Source organism: Microcoleus sp. M2_D5 (genome assembly GCF_036701935.1).
Lineage (GTDB): Bacteria > Cyanobacteriota > Cyanobacteriia > Cyanobacteriales > Microcoleaceae > Microcoleus.
This window is the reverse complement of sequence record NZ_JAUBRP010000053.1, coordinates 30973-45265: the sequence shown is the minus strand read 5'-3', so window position 1 is coordinate 45265 and position 14293 is coordinate 30973. Positions and strand designations below refer to the sequence as shown.

Annotated in this window: 19 protein-coding genes; 11 read left to right on the top strand and 8 right to left on the bottom strand. The window is 44.9% G+C overall.

Translation table 11 applies throughout. The annotated features are described in order from the left end of the window. Positions 1 to 263: 263 nt before the first annotated feature. Positions 264 to 449, bottom strand: coding sequence for a hypothetical protein (locus QUA50_RS20615; RefSeq protein ID WP_333266389.1), 186 nt, complete (start codon positions 447 to 449; stop codon positions 264 to 266). Between the two features lie 57 nt (positions 450 to 506). Here QUA50_RS20615 and QUA50_RS20610 point away from each other — a divergent pair, with 57 nt between their 5' ends. Then, positions 507 to 1595: an RNA-guided endonuclease TnpB family protein gene (locus tag QUA50_RS20610; RefSeq protein WP_333266387.1), complete on the top strand. Its 1089-nt coding sequence runs from the start codon at positions 507 to 509 to the stop codon at positions 1593 to 1595. Between the two features lie 239 nt (positions 1596 to 1834). On the opposite strand, the gene QUA50_RS20605 is transcribed toward QUA50_RS20610, so the two are convergent. The 3 genes from QUA50_RS20605 to QUA50_RS20595 form a co-directional block, all read right to left on the bottom strand. Beyond that, the gene (locus tag QUA50_RS20605; protein ID WP_333266385.1) at positions 1835 to 2218 is read right to left on the bottom strand and encodes a MerR family transcriptional regulator; all 384 of its coding nucleotides are present in this window, start codon (positions 2216 to 2218) and stop codon (positions 1835 to 1837) included. A 35-nt stretch (positions 2219 to 2253) separates the two neighbouring features. Further along, positions 2254 to 2619, bottom strand: coding sequence for a translation initiation factor (locus tag QUA50_RS20600; RefSeq protein WP_333298946.1), 366 nt, complete (start codon positions 2617 to 2619; stop codon positions 2254 to 2256). 108 nt (positions 2620 to 2727) lie between these two features. Further along, the gene (locus tag QUA50_RS20595; RefSeq protein ID WP_333266381.1) at positions 2728 to 3231 is read right to left on the bottom strand and encodes a hypothetical protein; all 504 of its coding nucleotides are present in this window, start codon (positions 3229 to 3231) and stop codon (positions 2728 to 2730) included. Positions 3232 to 3520: 289 nt separating this feature from the next. Between QUA50_RS20595 and QUA50_RS20590 the strand changes: the two genes are divergently transcribed. From QUA50_RS20590 to QUA50_RS20580, 3 genes are all read left to right on the top strand, one after another. Then, positions 3521 to 3703 carry a hypothetical protein gene (locus QUA50_RS20590; protein ID WP_333409730.1) on the top strand — a complete coding sequence of 61 codons (183 nt, stop codon included), beginning with the start codon at positions 3521 to 3523 and terminating at the stop codon, positions 3701 to 3703. 101 nt (positions 3704 to 3804) lie between these two features. Beyond that, positions 3805 to 4023, top strand: a complete 219-nt coding sequence (locus QUA50_RS20585) for a pentapeptide repeat-containing protein (protein ID WP_333298947.1) — start codon at positions 3805 to 3807, stop codon at positions 4021 to 4023. A gap of 20 nt (positions 4024 to 4043) precedes the next feature. Further along, complete coding sequence (locus QUA50_RS20580) at positions 4044 to 4190, top strand: hypothetical protein (protein WP_333266380.1); 147 nt, start codon at positions 4044 to 4046, stop codon at positions 4188 to 4190. A 251-nt stretch (positions 4191 to 4441) separates the two neighbouring features. On the opposite strand, the gene QUA50_RS20575 is transcribed toward QUA50_RS20580, so the two are convergent. Then, the gene (locus QUA50_RS20575; protein ID WP_006633228.1) at positions 4442 to 4564 is read right to left on the bottom strand and encodes a hypothetical protein; all 123 of its coding nucleotides are present in this window, start codon (positions 4562 to 4564) and stop codon (positions 4442 to 4444) included. A 20-nt stretch (positions 4565 to 4584) separates the two neighbouring features. Here QUA50_RS20575 and QUA50_RS20570 point away from each other — a divergent pair, with 20 nt between their 5' ends. Together QUA50_RS20570 and QUA50_RS20565 are read left to right on the top strand one after the other, a co-directional pair. After that, positions 4585 to 5196: a DNA-3-methyladenine glycosylase gene (locus tag QUA50_RS20570; protein ID WP_333266378.1), complete on the top strand. Its 612-nt coding sequence runs from the start codon at positions 4585 to 4587 to the stop codon at positions 5194 to 5196. A gap of 49 nt (positions 5197 to 5245) precedes the next feature. Beyond that, entirely contained in the window at positions 5246 to 5545 is a 300-nt protein-coding gene (locus QUA50_RS20565; protein WP_333051735.1) for a hypothetical protein, read from the top strand. Positions 5546 to 5672: 127 nt separating this feature from the next. Here QUA50_RS20565 and QUA50_RS20560 read toward each other — a convergent pair whose 3' ends face one another. Continuing rightward, on the bottom strand, positions 5673 to 7169 hold the full coding sequence (locus QUA50_RS20560; protein WP_333266376.1) for a glycosyl hydrolase family 57: 1497 nt from the start codon (positions 7167 to 7169) through the stop codon (positions 5673 to 5675). A gap of 180 nt (positions 7170 to 7349) precedes the next feature. Between QUA50_RS20560 and QUA50_RS20555 the strand changes: the two genes are divergently transcribed. The 5 genes from QUA50_RS20555 to QUA50_RS20535 all read left to right on the top strand — a co-directional run bounded on the left by QUA50_RS20555 (position 7350) and on the right by QUA50_RS20535 (position 11926). Next, a complete protein-coding gene (locus tag QUA50_RS20555) occupies positions 7350 to 8078 on the top strand; it encodes an AIM24 family protein (protein WP_333209859.1) in 729 nt (242 codons plus the stop codon). A gap of 220 nt (positions 8079 to 8298) precedes the next feature. Continuing rightward, positions 8299 to 8487 carry a hypothetical protein gene (locus QUA50_RS20550; RefSeq protein WP_333209858.1) on the top strand — a complete coding sequence of 63 codons (189 nt, stop codon included), beginning with the start codon at positions 8299 to 8301 and terminating at the stop codon, positions 8485 to 8487. Next, positions 8484 to 8783 carry a hypothetical protein gene (locus tag QUA50_RS20545; protein WP_333051746.1) on the top strand — a complete coding sequence of 100 codons (300 nt, stop codon included), beginning with the start codon at positions 8484 to 8486 and terminating at the stop codon, positions 8781 to 8783. Before QUA50_RS20550 ends, QUA50_RS20545 begins: the two co-directional genes overlap by 4 nt. 197 nt (positions 8784 to 8980) lie before the next feature. Next, the gene (gene glgA, locus QUA50_RS20540; RefSeq protein WP_333266374.1) at positions 8981 to 10456 is read left to right on the top strand and encodes a glycogen synthase GlgA; all 1476 of its coding nucleotides are present in this window, start codon (positions 8981 to 8983) and stop codon (positions 10454 to 10456) included. Between the two features lie 420 nt (positions 10457 to 10876). Continuing rightward, positions 10877 to 11926 carry a Fe(3+) ABC transporter substrate-binding protein gene (locus QUA50_RS20535; protein WP_333266372.1) on the top strand — a complete coding sequence of 350 codons (1050 nt, stop codon included), beginning with the start codon at positions 10877 to 10879 and terminating at the stop codon, positions 11924 to 11926. 65 nt (positions 11927 to 11991) lie between these two features. Here QUA50_RS20535 and QUA50_RS20530 read toward each other — a convergent pair whose 3' ends face one another. Together QUA50_RS20530 and QUA50_RS20525 are read right to left on the bottom strand one after the other, a co-directional pair. Continuing rightward, positions 11992 to 12513, bottom strand: coding sequence for a pentapeptide repeat-containing protein (locus tag QUA50_RS20530; protein ID WP_333266370.1), 522 nt, complete (start codon positions 12511 to 12513; stop codon positions 11992 to 11994). Positions 12514 to 12563: 50 nt separating this feature from the next. Continuing rightward, positions 12564 to 14285, bottom strand: coding sequence for an iron ABC transporter permease (locus QUA50_RS20525; RefSeq protein ID WP_333266368.1), 1722 nt, complete (start codon positions 14283 to 14285; stop codon positions 12564 to 12566). Between the last annotated feature and the right edge of the window lie 8 nt (positions 14286 to 14293).

The window sequence follows — 14293 nt, the reverse complement described above, 5'->3', positions numbered from 1 at the left end:
ATCACACTCAAAGGAGGCAAATCGGGTAGCCAAAACATCCCTTAACCGCACAAATCATACCTCAATTCAGCAACGCCCACCATTCTTCATAACGATGGTTCAGACACATCTTTGCTTTCGCTACGCATGGACTCTTGCTCGACAGTTACCGGGTTCGGCTCCTAGTAGTTCTGCCTTTTAACCCCGCTTTAGCCTATTGGTTGCTACCCATTAAACTAGGGGATAGAAGCTGTAACTTAATTACTGGACAGAATTACCCATCGTTACTCATTTCTGGGTAAGTCTAATAGAAGTTGAGCGACAAATTCTCTAAGTCGTTCCTGCCAGTTTGGGACGGCTTTTAGTTTTTCCTTTTGTCCCTCATAACCCTTAAATGCGATCGCTTCTTTGTCTAATGGTCGGTTCAGTTGCCTTTTAGCTCCCAGTTGATTCCCCTTTTGAAAAGGCATTGACAATCCTGCATTTGTGAGTTAACCTACATACAGACTGTAGCACTAAGTCGATAAATGCTACTAGGTTTCAAGACGGAACTTAAAGTCAACAATCAAGAACGGACGCAGTTAGCAAAGCATTGTGGTGTTGCCCGTCACGCCTGGAATTGGGGATTATGGTTAACCAAAAACATCCTTGACCATAATAAAGCTAATCCACAAGACAAGCTCAAGTTCCCGACTGCGGTAGACCTTCACAAGTTACTTGTGGCAATGGTTAAGCCTGAATGCCCTTGGTATTATGAGGTGAGTAAATGCGCTCCCCAGTATGCTTTAAGGCAACTGTCAGAAGCTTGGAAGCAAGCGTTCAAGAAAATCAAACAACCACCAAGATTTAAGAAAAAAGGACGTACCGACAGTTTCACTGTTGATGGTTCTTTGGCTGTTGACCACTTACGAGTCAAAATTCCTGTAATCGGTTGGATTAAAACCTATGAGCGCTTACCAGTTGACCGAAAACCTAAGTCGTTCACGATCAGCCGTACAGCCGATAAATGGTTTGTGAGTTGGATTCTTGAGATTGAACCGTTGGCAGCTACGCAGCAACTCCCTATTGTTGGTGTTGACCTTGGGCTCAAAACTCTGGCTACACTGTCAACTGGTGAGGTGTTTGAAGGTGCTAAGAGTTATCGCAAATATCAGAAAAAGCTCTCAAGACTGCAATGGCTTAATCGCCACAAGGTCAAAGGTTCCCATAACTGGAAAAAAGCTCAAATCAAGATAGCTAGACTACATCGGAAGATTGCCAATATTCGCTTTGATACGTTGCACAAGTTGACATTTTATCTTGCCAATAACCACAGCAAGATTGGGATTGAAGACTTAAACGTGTCAGGAATGTTGTCTAATCATAAACTAGCCAAAGCTATTGCAGATATGAGCTTTTACGAGTTCCGCAGACAACTTGAGTATAAGTGTCAGTTGTATGGTTCTGAGTTAGTCGTAGTTGATAGATGGTTCCCAAGCTCTAAAACTTGTTCAGAGTGTAGAACAGTAAAAGAAACACTCTCGCTAGCTCAAAGAGTGTTTAAGTGTGACCATTGCGGTCTTGAGATTGACCGAGATTTAAACGCTTCCATGAATTTGGAAACAGCGGTCAGTTAGACCGTGGAATGCCTGTGGACAGAGTGCTGCCGACAGTTCTGGATGAAGCAGGAAGTAAGCACCAGACTGTCTAATTATGGGTAGTTTTGGGTAAGTCTTTCATAACGGTTATGCTTTCACTCCTGCACTTGGAGGATAGGACTTACCGCACGGCGGTTCACCTACAAATGTAACCAGTTGTCACTACCTGCCTAAGCAGTTAGGCTAACCGTCCCACAAGCCTTTTGGCTTGTTTTAGGTTAAACGAATCGCACTTTTCGCTTAAAGTTAAGCCCCGACCCGATATCTTGGATGATTTCGGCGTCGGGGTATTGCTGTCGCATGACTTCAGCTTGTCGGGCGAGGTCGTCTCGCTGCTTTGGTGAACTGACGCGACAGTAGCAAACAACGGTAGTTCTAGTTGCACCGCGCTGGTAGGACTCGACATCGTAGAGTCGTTGCCCTGCTTCGTTTTTGATGCTTTTGAGCTTCCCTTCGCCTGTATATTTTCTTAATGTGTGTGGATGCAACCCCAGAAATTCGACTGCTTTTCTGAGTGGTACGTATGCCATGTAGAGAATAGTAGCATACATAAGCAAAAATAAGCGAATTGCTTGCTGCAAGCCAACGCTATGAAGCGCCAACAATCACCGCGCCTTCAGGCAGGTGAGTATTTCAATTAACTAAACCCTTCCTCATCCGCCGGGTCGCCGTAGGGGTCTTCGCTGGCCGGAGTCAGGTTGCCGAACATTCCAGCATCCGCTACATAGTCGGCCGGGTCGCCGTAGGGGTCTTCGCTGGCCGGAGTGAGGTTGCCGAACTGTCCGTAGTCAGCCGGGTCGCCGTAGGGGTCTTCGCTGGCTGGAGTGAGGTTGCCGAACTGTCCGTAGTCAGCCGGGTCGCCGTAGGGGTCTTCGCTGGCTGGAGTCACGTTGCCGTACTGTCCGGGATTTGAGGCATCTTGGTAATTGCCGTCAGGATCGAATTGCTCGCTGTCTGGCCCAACGATCGCATCTTTTAACTTCCGCAAAAATCCGTCTACCATGATAAAGTTCCTCTTTTTTAGGTGTTGAAAAACGACTGTTTTAGATTGGCAATCCCACATTTAATTGAAAGTCAGGGAACCTGCAATCTAAAATCTCAAATGCTTAGACTACTGTGCCGGAACAGGACTTGTAGCTTCAGGCAAGCTAGTAAGGTCTCGACCAGTATTTTGGTTGTTGTACCCCTGGAATTCGCGGTAACGCACTGCCTCGGACTCCGGAACTGTAATTCCTCCCGGCGGGGGCGTTACCCACACCGCGCGATTCTGGGCATCGCGGTAGTAAACGCGACCGTTTTTGGAAAGGTAATGTTTTCCCTGCGGCCCCTTTTCTTGTTTATTTTTGTACTGATTGTAGATGTAGTAAAGGGCGGCGGCTCCTGCTAAAGTAATCCCTACTTTTTGAGCATTGCTCAGTCCTTTTTTCGCTTGGGGCGTTGGACTGGGGGCGCGATTAGTTTGCACTCCTCCAGCGCGAGTGTTGTCAACAGGCGGCGGGGGAGTGTAGGTTCGCTCGTCAGAACCGCAAGCACTCACAAAGGGAAAGGTCAGCAGCGTTGTCAGCAGCAGAGCCATGAAGCGCGATCTTTTGGGTTCGGGTTTGATTGTGTTCATTGCCGCTCCGAATTGTCGGGATTATAGGTAGGGTGTGTTCTGGCGAGGTTGAGGAACCTGAGCTGCTGCCAACTGTTTTTAGAGTAAATTAATGTCTCAAAGCAATGTTGACCAAAAAAGTAATTGCTGAGAATTTATCAACAGCGCAGGTACGGTATTGCGTTTCTAGATTAATTATCCTCAAATCTCTTGATGATTTACTCATTCCAGGGATATAAATAAAGTTTCTTTTATTTCAGTCTGGAGGTATATGCAAATGCGCGCCTTCGGGTAAAAATAAATTCCGTTTATGAACTGCTCAAAGGAAAGTGAAGCAGGCGGAGGGGGCGATTGCCAAGCTCAAAGCAGCACTAGCGAGGGAAAGGAGGCGGGATTTATAAGTTCTGCGGTGTTTAATTGCGCCAGACTCCTTGTGAGAGATGGCTGCAATTTTTTCGTGGGAGTTCTGGAGAGGTCGATCGCACTATTGTAGAAATCTCTTAACAGCGAGACCAAGCCCCCGAAGCTTTTCGGATATTTAGGAAAATAAATAATTTATTTACTGCTGGATTTTCGATCGCATTTGTATTTACTGTGGCAAACAATCTAATTTTTTATAACCAACACAACAAACTTAAGGAATTGCTGCAAAGCCAACAGTGTCACCAATGCAATTTTAGTAAAAGCAACTTACAAGGAGTCAACTTGCAACGACTCAACTTGCAGGGAGGCAACTTAGAAGGTGCTAAATTATCAGAAGCAAAATTTGCAAATGCCAACCTCAAAATGCTAAATAAAATAAATCCAACCTGAGCGAATCTGATTTGGGATGTATGGGCATCACTTTCAACATTGATGCTAATAGTCAAAGAGCAAATATGGATGTTAATGTCACCGCTGTTCCAGAACAGAACACCCCAGAAAATGCAGTATTTGGCTTAAATATAAAAGCAACGGAGCGGCGAGCGACAGTTCGCTGAAATTGGCCGGTATGGGCAGAATTAGAGAATGCTAGCTTGCAAGAAACTCAAATGCCATTAAGGGCAAAATTCACCCTTAATGGCAGCCCATAAAACAATCTGGTGTGTCATTACTTGTCAACTTCTTTTCATTCTTTCCGCTCTCTGTTTCTCTTTCTCTGTGTCCTCTGTGGCCTCTGTGGTTCATAAAAAAAACCGCCGGCTGACTGACAGGCGGCGGTTTTTTTTAAGCAACTAACAATCGCCTAAAATTAGTGAGCAGAACCGTTACCGTGATACTTGTCAGTATCGTAGAATCCGTTTTTTGTGCCAAAGAACAGACAGCAAACGGTGAAAACTGCTGTCAAGACTGCTAAAACTAACTTAACGTCCATAATTTACCTGCTGTTGTTGAGTGAGTGCAAATACTCAGATTGTAGAATCTTTTTGGCTGGCGCGGCCATCTACCAGCGTAGCGCCAGATTTACTGGGATGCTCGCTGGTGCGGCAGTTTCCTGACGGCGAGACAATTCGGGGAATGATTGTCGAAACCGAAGCTTACGGGCCCGGAGATCCCGCTTGTCACGCTTACCGACAACGCACTCCTCGCAATGAGGTGATGTTCGGGCCTCCGGGTATGAGCTACGTTTACTTAATCTACGGGATGTATCACTGTTTTAACGTGGTGACGGATGCAGAGGGAGTTGCTAGTGGCGTGCTGATTCGAGCTTTGCAGCTAGATGCGGTTCCCAAAGAATTCGCTGGAATTCCTGAGAAGAAGCGATCGCGCCTCGCCGCCGGGCCTGGGAAACTGTGTAAGGTACTGCTGATCGATCGAACTTTAAGCGGTTTTCCCTTGGGTGCAGGCCAACCCCTGCGGTTGGAACACCGGAGCGAGCAATTTCAGCAAGCTGTGGAGGAGGGTAGAATAAATTTTGTGCAAACTACGCGGATCGGGATTTCTCAAGGGATTGATTTGCCTTGGCGGTGGTATGTAGGGAACTGTACGGCTGTGTCACAACTCTAGTAATGTCAAAGGTATCAGCGTAAATTTTGTAGCTTATCTTAGTGAAATTATGGCTTACTCTTCTGAAAACCCGATCGTCCAACTCAAAAAATGCCTGACGCTGGCTCAGGATGTTGGTAGTCACAGTGAAGCCAACCGGGCATTCCAGCAATTGTGCGGGATTATCGATGCTGAAAACCCAATGGCGGCGCAACTTTTGGAAATGTTGTGGGAAGAAGCAATTATGGCGAGGCGATCGGCTTTATTTTGGCAGCAAATGAGCGATGTTGAGAAAGATATGGCTAATAGAATGATGGAAAATATGACGCAGATGCGGCAGAATTACTTGCGGCTGATGCAGGAAATGTAGGAGTTGGTAATTGGTAATTACTAATTGGTAATTGTTCGGACTTTGCCAACAGGCGTAGGGTGCGTCAGCGCCGATATTTGATGCCGATAGAACAATTTGTTTCTGACGCACCTTACAATAAATTCTCCTAGTTCATTAAAGCAGCGCCGCGGTTGTAAAGTTCGCGGGCGTAATCAGTCCAAGTTCCCTGTCCCCAATAGCGGAAACAGCTTGTTTGCACCAACAGATTGTAAAGCAAAGCTTGCTGGTATTCAAACTGCTTAGTAACGGCGGCATCTTGCTCCACCAGCGGATCGTATTTTTTGTGAAATGCAGCGCTGAGTAGATTCATCGGTTCCAAGACATTTTCGTAGCCTTTCACCCAACTCAAATCGTTTGTCCAAGAAGCACCATCCATGTGAAAATTGTGGTCGATTTGCTTGAGTTGGGCGATCGCACTTTCCACTTTTTCCGGTGTCGCACTATCAGGATCGACTAGCTGCCAGATTTTGTGCTGGTTAACCCCTTGACAAATCGGATAATCATCAGGATTAACGCCCGCCGCTTCAATTATCTCCAAATATTCAGTACCGTTTAAACCGACAACACCGGATTTTCCGCCGCCTTGTTCGCGGTTTTCGTGCCAAGCTTTGACAAAGGCGCTGGGAAATTCATTCATCATCACGCCGCCATTTTCGCCGTCGGCAATCTGAGTGACTAAAGAAGGAACTGTGACGCTACCAATTTGTTGCTTATTCCGTCCTTTGGCTTCGTAATAAGGCTGCATTTGACCGACCAATTTCGTATCCGAACCTTGAGTTTTAATCAAAGCAGTGATGCTGATTGTTTCGCCGCGAGAATTGCGGGCAACCAAACGGTTGGGAATATATTTTTGGTCTTGCGACAATCCCGAACCGTCTGGATTTTCTACAGAATGTTCTTGCACCATCAGCCAGCGATAGCCGCATTCTTTCAAAGCTTTGATGTATTCGTAAAGTGTATCTGGGTGATTTGGAAAGTGCATTTCTGGGGGTGAAAAACCTTTAACGCGCTTCAGAGCATCAATGCCAAAAATTGCCGCAAAATGATGTTGCCATGCTTGAATTTGGAGCTTGATATCGGGGATTGGAGTTGAGGGAATGACGGCGTGACTCCACATTGTACCCAGCCATTCTACGTGAGGTTGATATTGAGGATCGCAGGTAATCCGCTTGAGATTATCAAAGATATCGTCGCGTCCCATTTGGCGCAATCCCCACAATAAGTTGCCCGAATAGTCGAGCATAATTCGCGGATTGCAACCTTCAGCAATTAGTTGGGGGATGAATTCTCCCATGCGAGAATAGCACCAAGCAAAGACTCCGGCATTGTGGTTATCTCCTTGGTTGGGATGTTCAAACATATGCTGGAGATTGCAGATCAGTTCGCCGTTTGCACCTGCTGGAATTGTCGGTTGGTGCATATGTAGCGCGCAGGCGAATCCGGCTTGAATATTTTCCAGGCGCAGATTTGTGGTAGGTAGAAAGATTGGTTCGTTGCTATTGGCTGCGGCACTGATTTCCGCTTCGGAGCCGCAAATGTTGGGTAATCCTGAGTTGATTTCTTGTAAAATGGGTAAATTGGGAGATTGTGCGATCGCAGGCATAAATTTTTCTCAACAATTGGGGAGGGGCGCTGTCTGCTATTGCTAAGATAGCTGTAAGATTTAAGAGTAGCAGAATATGCCTGCAAAAGATAAATTTCACAAGATAAGTCCGGGAGCGCGGAAGCTCATTATCTTGGGTAAAATGTTTAACACATTTCAGGTAAATAGGCGAGGTAAATTATGAAATACGAAATCAAGGTTTTGGAACCGACGGATTTGTGGTACATCCAAAATAATATCAATCCAGAAACGAACAAGTTTTATCATCCCACTAAGAATATTCCCCTCGTTCAGCAAGCGGAAATTCACTTGAACAATTCGGGAGCGATTATTCAAAAAGGTGCGCTGCATTGGTGTATGGGAAAATTGACTTCCGGTGTTTATAAAACCGATAACCGTTTAAAAGATATGTGGGTATCGTTGACTACGGAAATGGACTACAACGCTCCCGTATATCAAGGAACTGGTACGGTGAAACTGGAACCGAGACAAAAAGGGCATTTCCTGCATTATACGCCGATCGAGCTTTCGGATGCGGAGCAGTGGGAGTTTGATGATGGTATATTTCAGTTTTGTTCGGACAATGTAGTTATCGGTGCTAAAAAATTGAAATTCCGACAAGTGGCTGCTTCTAATGACGGTAGGTGGAGAATTGCTGTTACAGCTTTGCGCGAGCAAAAAGCTACTGTTATAGCCGCTACAACTTCACCGGCTAAGGTTGTCGAACTCAAACAAGGTGAAACTTTGATAGCTGATTGCGATTTGGTTAAAGGATTTACCAAGGGGATTGAAGAAGATTATCGAAAATTAGGTCATTTTGGCAAAGGCGGTGGAGAGGGTTATGTTTGGTATTATCAGGGGAAAGGTAAATTATTAATATGTGAAAATGATGCTATGGGTTTGGGATAAGTTGTTGCATTTTTGTCGAGCGGTATGAGAATTATGAGTGGAATTTATGTAAGGAATGAGAATTAAATAACTTCCACTGTTGAAAGTGGGATGGGCCTGAAAGCCCGTCATGAGTGGACGGGCTTTCAGGCCCATCCCACAATAACAATTAAAATTGTAAGTTATTTAATTCGCGATCCTAAGATAAGGAGGAAGAAACATCGCACACAAATTTGCAGGCATGAAAGTGTCTGAGATTCTCAAAGGTAAAAAAGGTAGTATAAAACAAGCACAGCTTCCGGCAAATTCGCCAAGTTGGGAAGAATTTAGCGAAATGATATGGGAGCAAATAGAAAGAGGTGCTGAAGAAAATATCCCAGGCTTTAAGATGGTTCGCAAATTGTTGAGCGATCGGAGATTTGATAGATGAAAAATAATGGATTTGACCAAGTAATATTATTTTTGCAAAAATTGCAAAAACAGGCTATCGATTACAGTTTAGCGCATCATCGCGATGAAGCTCTGATGGTAATTGTAGCTGTACCTGGGGAACGGTGGGAAATTGAATTTTTGAGTGATGGTTCGGTGGAGGTAGAGAAGTTTGTCAGTAATGGAGAAATTGTTGGAGAAGAAGCTTTGAGTGAGTTATTCGATCGCTATTCGGAACTAGACGAGACAAATGGCGATTTGACTCAAAAGATTGAGTTGACAAATGCGAGAAGATGAGTTAGGTTTTGCGGAATTTGCGATCGAGTTGCAGCAATGCCGAAACGATATCGCCGATCGCAACCGCCGCAAATTCGGCTTCTGGGAGCCCGATCGCCCTGTATTCCCAATGGCCTACTTGCTTATTTGGCGAGAAACCATATACTTTGTCATGTTAAGAAAATATTTTTTTGATTCATCCAGGAGCGAGAAAAAAAATGTACATTGTACAAATTGCCTCGGAGTGCGCCCCCGTCATCAAAGCAGGGGGTTTGGGCGACGTAGTTTACGGCTTGAGTCGGGAGTTGCAGAATTCCGGCCACTGCGTCGAGATTATTCTACCGAAGTACGACTGCATGAGGTACGACCACATTTGGGGACTTCACGAGGCATACCGGGATTTGGCTGTGCCTTGGTACGGCGGCGAAATCCTCTGCGATGTCTTGTGCGGCTGGGTGCACGGGCAGTTGTGTTTTTTCATCGAACCTCGCTCTCAAGATAACTTTTTTAATCGCGGCTGTTATTACGGGTGCAATGACGACAATATGCGGTTTGCATTTTTCAGCAAAGCCGCTTTGGAATTTTTGCTCAGAAGCAACAAGCGTCCCGATGTGATTCACTGTCATGATTGGCAAACTGGTTTAGTGCCAGTCATGCTGTTTGAAATTTACAAATACAATTGGATGGAAAATCAGCGAGTCTGCTATACCATTCACAATTTCAAACATCAAGGCATGGGAGGTAGCGATATTTTAAATGCAACGGGTTTGAATCGAGAGGATTATTATTTTGAGTACGATCGCCTCCGAGATAACTTTAACCCTTTTGCTATCAACTTTATGAAAGGCGGCATTGTTTACTCGAACTTTGTTACCACTGTTTCGCCGCACCACGCTTGGGAAGCTCATATGGGCGAGTTTGGCTACGGTTTGGGCCACACTTTGCACTTGTATCAAGACAAGTTTCGCGGGGTGCTCAACGGCATTGATTACGATGTGTGGAATCCCGAGAGCGATCGCTATCTTCCTCACCACTACAATCAGGAGGATTTGGCTGGAAAAGCCAAAACTAAAAAAGCTTTGCGCGATCGGCTGTTACTGCGCGATGCTGACAAGCCTATTATTACCTTTATCGGTCGTTTGGACGACCAAAAAGGCGTTCATCTAGTCCACCATGCCATTTATTACTCTCTGAGTAAGGGAGCGCAATTCGTACTTTTGGGTTCCGCGACGGAAGCGGGAATTAACGCGCATTTCCAGCACGAAAGATACTTTTTAAATGATAATCCAGACTGCCATTTAGAACTAGGTTTTAATGAGGAACTGTCGCACTTAATTTACGCAGGTGGCGATATCATTGTGGTTCCCAGCAATTACGAACCCTGCGGGCTGACTCAGATGATCGGGTTGAGGTACGGTACTGTTCCTGTGGTGCGGGGAGTTGGCGGTTTGGTGAATACTGTGTTCGATCGAGATTACGACACCCGCCACCTACCTGAAGAACGCAACGGTTACGTGTTTTTCCAAAGCGACTACGCCGCTTTGGAGTCGGCGCTCGATCGGGCGATCGGATTGTGGTATGACTATCATGATGAATTTGAAAAACTCATGCTTCAAGGCATGAATTGTGACAATTCGTGGAAATATCCAGCTAAAGACTATGTGGAAATTTACGAGCTAATTAGACACAAATAAGCCGTAGGATCTCAGATGCTGCACCATTGTCAAGAACGGGCTCTGGGGCCCGTCCCACAAAGAATGAGTTTTCTCGCTTCACAGGCCCAAAAGCCTGTTCATAAAAGGCTTATTGAGAATGGTGCAACATCTCAGATGAAATTGTTGTGGGGAGTAGGGGCCCTAGCGTCCCGCCCGCCCGAAAAATACAACGCAAGATGCCCGACAGCTTATAAAAAAGTCTTTGCGTAAAAAAAAATTGCCAGTTGAGCGAAACCGAGACCGGATTTCTGAGGAGCAGTGCGTCAGCCATAAAATAGTTACGCTCTCGATCATCAAATAAGAATTACTTGCATTAATATAGTAAAGCAATGACTGTAGATGGCTGTAGATACACCATCGTGTCAATTACCAGATGAAAAAATCTATCATTATAGAACAATGAGCATTTCTCGGCGTATTTTTCTTGCCAGCGGTACAGCAATGGCTGTCGTGGCCGTGGGGGAACTAAGCAAAAAAGCCCCTGTCGCAGCCCAAACCGGCACTCTCAACCTTTATTCAGCACGTCACTACGATACTGATAATGAGTTGTACCAAAGCTTCACCAAAAAAACTGGGATCAAGGTTAACCTCGTTGAGGCGGATGCTGACCAACTAATTGAACGGATCAGAAGTGAAGGCGCAAATAGCCCCGCTGATGTTTTCATCACGGTGGATGGTGGGCGTTTGTGGCGGGCAAAACAAGCAGGTATTCTGCAACCTGTTTCTTCAACAGTCCTGACATCGGCAATTCCAGCAAGTTTGCGAGATCCTCAAGGTTTCTGGTTTGGTCTATCGCGCCGGGCACGGGTGATTGTTTACAACAAAAGCAAGGTGAACCCTGCCCAATTGTCAACCTATGAGGCGCTGACAGAACCTCGGTGGAAAGGCAAAGTTTTAGTGCGATCGTCCACTAATATCTATAATCAGTCTCTGGTTGGCGCTATGTTAGCAGCTCATGGAGCTCAAAAAACAGAAGCTTGGGCGCGAGGATTGGTGGCTAATTTTGCGCGTCCTCCAGAGGGAAATGATACGGCACAAATCAAGGCTGTTGCTGATGGGGTAGGCGATCTTGCCATTGTTAATACCTATTATGTAGCTCGCTTAATGAAATCGAAAGATCCAGCAGAAAAGGCGATCGCGGCGAAAGTAGGTGTATTTTTCCCCAACCAACGCGATCGCGGTACCCACGTCAACATTAGTGGTGGCGGTGTAGTCAAAACCTCCCGTAACAAAGCAGGCGCGACCAAATTCTTGGAACACTTAGCCAGTCGCGAAGCTCAACTAATTTTTGCTAGGAGTAATAACGAATACCCTGTGATTTCAGGTGTGGCGATCGATCCTGTGGTTGCAAGTTTTGGTACATTCAAATCTGACCCTCTCAACCCTGATGTGTTTGGGAAAAATAACCCCGAAGCTTTAAAGATTACCGATCGCGCCGGATGGAAATAGAGGCTTTTTGAACAAAAAGCTACTCTTTGTGATTCGGCGGTTTCAACCGCCGAATCCCATCCACTTTAATTTTTAATTTTACCATCCGGCATGATAGCGCCTTTCAGGTTTGCCCCTTTGAGGTTAGCCCCAGTCAAATCAGCACTATTTAAGTCAGTTTCACTTAAATCGGCATTACTAAGATTGGCATTATTCAGTTTTGCCCCTCGCAAAAAAGCCCCCTTGAGATTTGCATTACTCAAATCAGCATTTGTGAGATCGGCTGAAAATAAACCTGCTTTTTCCAGAGAAGCACCTTTTAAATTTGCACCTTTGAGATTGACGCTATCGAGTAAGGCTTCATTAAGTTTGACCTTTTCTAGCATTGCACCTTCCAACTTAGCACCATTGAGATTAGCGCTTGTTAAATCAATGTCACTTAACTTGGTATCAGTCAGGTCACATCCTGGACATTGCTTAGTTTTTTGTAATGTTTCGAGGGGGCCAGCCACCTGTTTTTGGCATCCAAAGGTGACAAAAATAGTAAGTAGTAACAAGGAAATTGTGCCAGTAGTGCGGTTAAACATTGCTGAATTTTTATTAATCATCTTGATTTATGAAGGAATAATGTCAACTGTTCACTGTTCACTGTCAACTGTCAACTGTCAACTGTTAACTCTGTTGAAGACTTGCGCGATCGCGCAATTTTCCAACTTAATAAAATAACCGGTAACATCCCCACTAAAACAATTGCCAATGCTGGGCCCGAAGCTTCAGCCAATCGCTCGTCTGAGGCAAGTTGATAAGTTCGCACAGCCAAGGTATCAAAGTTAAAAGGTCTAATAATTATAGTAGCAGGTAACTCTTTCATTACATCAACGAATACTAACATCATGGCAGTTAGTAGACCTCCGGTCATCATTGGTGTATGAACTGTAACTAAAGTTTGCATCGGACTGTAACCCAAACTTCTCGCCGCATCATCTAAATTAGGCTTAATTTTGCTTAAACTTGACTCTACCGCATTTAAAGAAACAGCTAGGAACCGAACTATATAAGCAAATACCAAAGCTGCGATCGTACCGCTTAACAACAAGCCTGTAGAAATTCCCCAGTTTTCACGCATCCAACTATCAAATAGATTGTCAAATTTTCCAATGGGAACCATAATCCCCACTGCAATGACAGAACCAGGTACAGCATAGCCCATTGCCGCAACTCTCGTTCCTAACTGCACTCCTAAATTAGGATATAACCGTAAGCCATAAGCCATAATCAAGGCAATAATTACGGCTAAAATTGCAGTCAGTGTTGCCAAAATTAAACTGTGACGGGCAAATATCCAAAAGCGTTCATCTAAGGTTACTTGCCAATTCGCTAAGGTCAACTTTAGTAAAAGACCTGCTGGCAATAAAAAACCCAAAAATAGTGGCAGGAAACAAGCCATTACCGCTAAAACTTCCCTAATTCCTTTAAGTTGATAAGTTTGCAGTTGGCGATAGCGACTGCTAGCTTGGTAATATTTAGTCCGACTGCGCGACCAGCGTTCTAGTAAAATTAAACCTAGAACAAATAATAATAGCATCGCAGCTAATTGATTGGCTGCAATTCGTTCTCCCATGCCAAACCAAGTTCGATAAATACCTGTAGTGAATGTATCAACTCCAAAATACTGAACAGTGCCATAATCGTTGAGAGTTTCCATCAAAGCCAGTGCTAAACCTCCAACAATTGCGGGTCTAGCCATTGGTAAGGCAACGGTAATAAAACTCCGCCAAGGACTGCAGCCCAGTATTCTACTAGCTTCTAGGGTACAAGTTGATTGCTCCAAAAAGGCAACTCTTGTTAATAGGTAGACGTAGGGATATAAAACTAAGATTAGCATTAAGATTGCTCCAGGGAGCGATCGCACGTTAGGAAACCAATAGTCTCCATAACTCCAGCCAAAAATATAACGCAAAGCAGTTTGAACTGGGCCGGAAAATTCTAAAAAGTCTGTATAAGTATAAGCTAGGACATAAGCTGGGGCAGCTAAGGGTAACAGTAATGCCCATTCAAATACGCGACTGGCCCGAAAGCGACACATTGTTACTAGCCACGCACATCCTACGCCAATCGCGACAACACCCAAGCCTACACCGATCGTTAACCAAAAAGAGTTGATGATATAACGAGTTAAAACTGTATCGGTTAAATGTTGCCATGTATCTTTAGCTTCAAAAAAGATACTGGATAAGACACTGATCGCTGGTATGGCGATCGGCAATGCTAAAGCGATAACTGCAAGTGTCCACCCACTAGCGGATAAACCGCGTAAGGTCGATCGCCATTGGATTGTCCTGATTCCTGTTTGCTGTAGTGATTTTTGGGAATTTTTCATCGCTAGTA

Coding starts and splice junctions, on each gene's coding strand:
- QUA50_RS20615 (WP_333266389.1), bottom strand. CDS start 449: ATGCCTTTTCAAAAGGGGAATCAACTGGGAGCTAAAAGGCAACTGAAC.
- QUA50_RS20610 (WP_333266387.1), top strand. CDS start 507: ATGCTACTAGGTTTCAAGACGGAACTTAAAGTCAACAATCAAGAACGG.
- QUA50_RS20600 (WP_333298946.1), bottom strand. CDS start 2,619: ATGGTAGACGGATTTTTGCGGAAGTTAAAAGATGCGATCGTTGGGCCA.
- QUA50_RS20595 (WP_333266381.1), bottom strand. CDS start 3,231: ATGAACACAATCAAACCCGAACCCAAAAGATCGCGCTTCATGGCTCTG.
- QUA50_RS20590 (WP_333409730.1), top strand. CDS start 3,521: ATGAACTGCTCAAAGGAAAGTGAAGCAGGCGGAGGGGGCGATTGCCAA.
- QUA50_RS20580 (WP_333266380.1), top strand. CDS start 4,044: ATGGGCATCACTTTCAACATTGATGCTAATAGTCAAAGAGCAAATATG.
- QUA50_RS20575 (WP_006633228.1), bottom strand. CDS start 4,564: ATGGACGTTAAGTTAGTTTTAGCAGTCTTGACAGCAGTTTTCACCGTT.
- QUA50_RS20565 (WP_333051735.1), top strand. CDS start 5,246: ATGGCTTACTCTTCTGAAAACCCGATCGTCCAACTCAAAAAATGCCTG.
- QUA50_RS20560 (WP_333266376.1), bottom strand. CDS start 7,169: ATGCCTGCGATCGCACAATCTCCCAATTTACCCATTTTACAAGAAATC.
- QUA50_RS20555 (WP_333209859.1), top strand. CDS start 7,350: ATGAAATACGAAATCAAGGTTTTGGAACCGACGGATTTGTGGTACATC.
- QUA50_RS20550 (WP_333209858.1), top strand. CDS start 8,299: ATGAAAGTGTCTGAGATTCTCAAAGGTAAAAAAGGTAGTATAAAACAA.
- QUA50_RS20545 (WP_333051746.1), top strand. CDS start 8,484: ATGAAAAATAATGGATTTGACCAAGTAATATTATTTTTGCAAAAATTG.
- glgA (WP_333266374.1), top strand. CDS start 8,981: ATGTACATTGTACAAATTGCCTCGGAGTGCGCCCCCGTCATCAAAGCA.
- QUA50_RS20535 (WP_333266372.1), top strand. CDS start 10,877: ATGAGCATTTCTCGGCGTATTTTTCTTGCCAGCGGTACAGCAATGGCT.
- QUA50_RS20530 (WP_333266370.1), bottom strand. CDS start 12,513: ATGATTAATAAAAATTCAGCAATGTTTAACCGCACTACTGGCACAATT.
- QUA50_RS20525 (WP_333266368.1), bottom strand. CDS start 14,285: ATGAAAAATTCCCAAAAATCACTACAGCAAACAGGAATCAGGACAATC.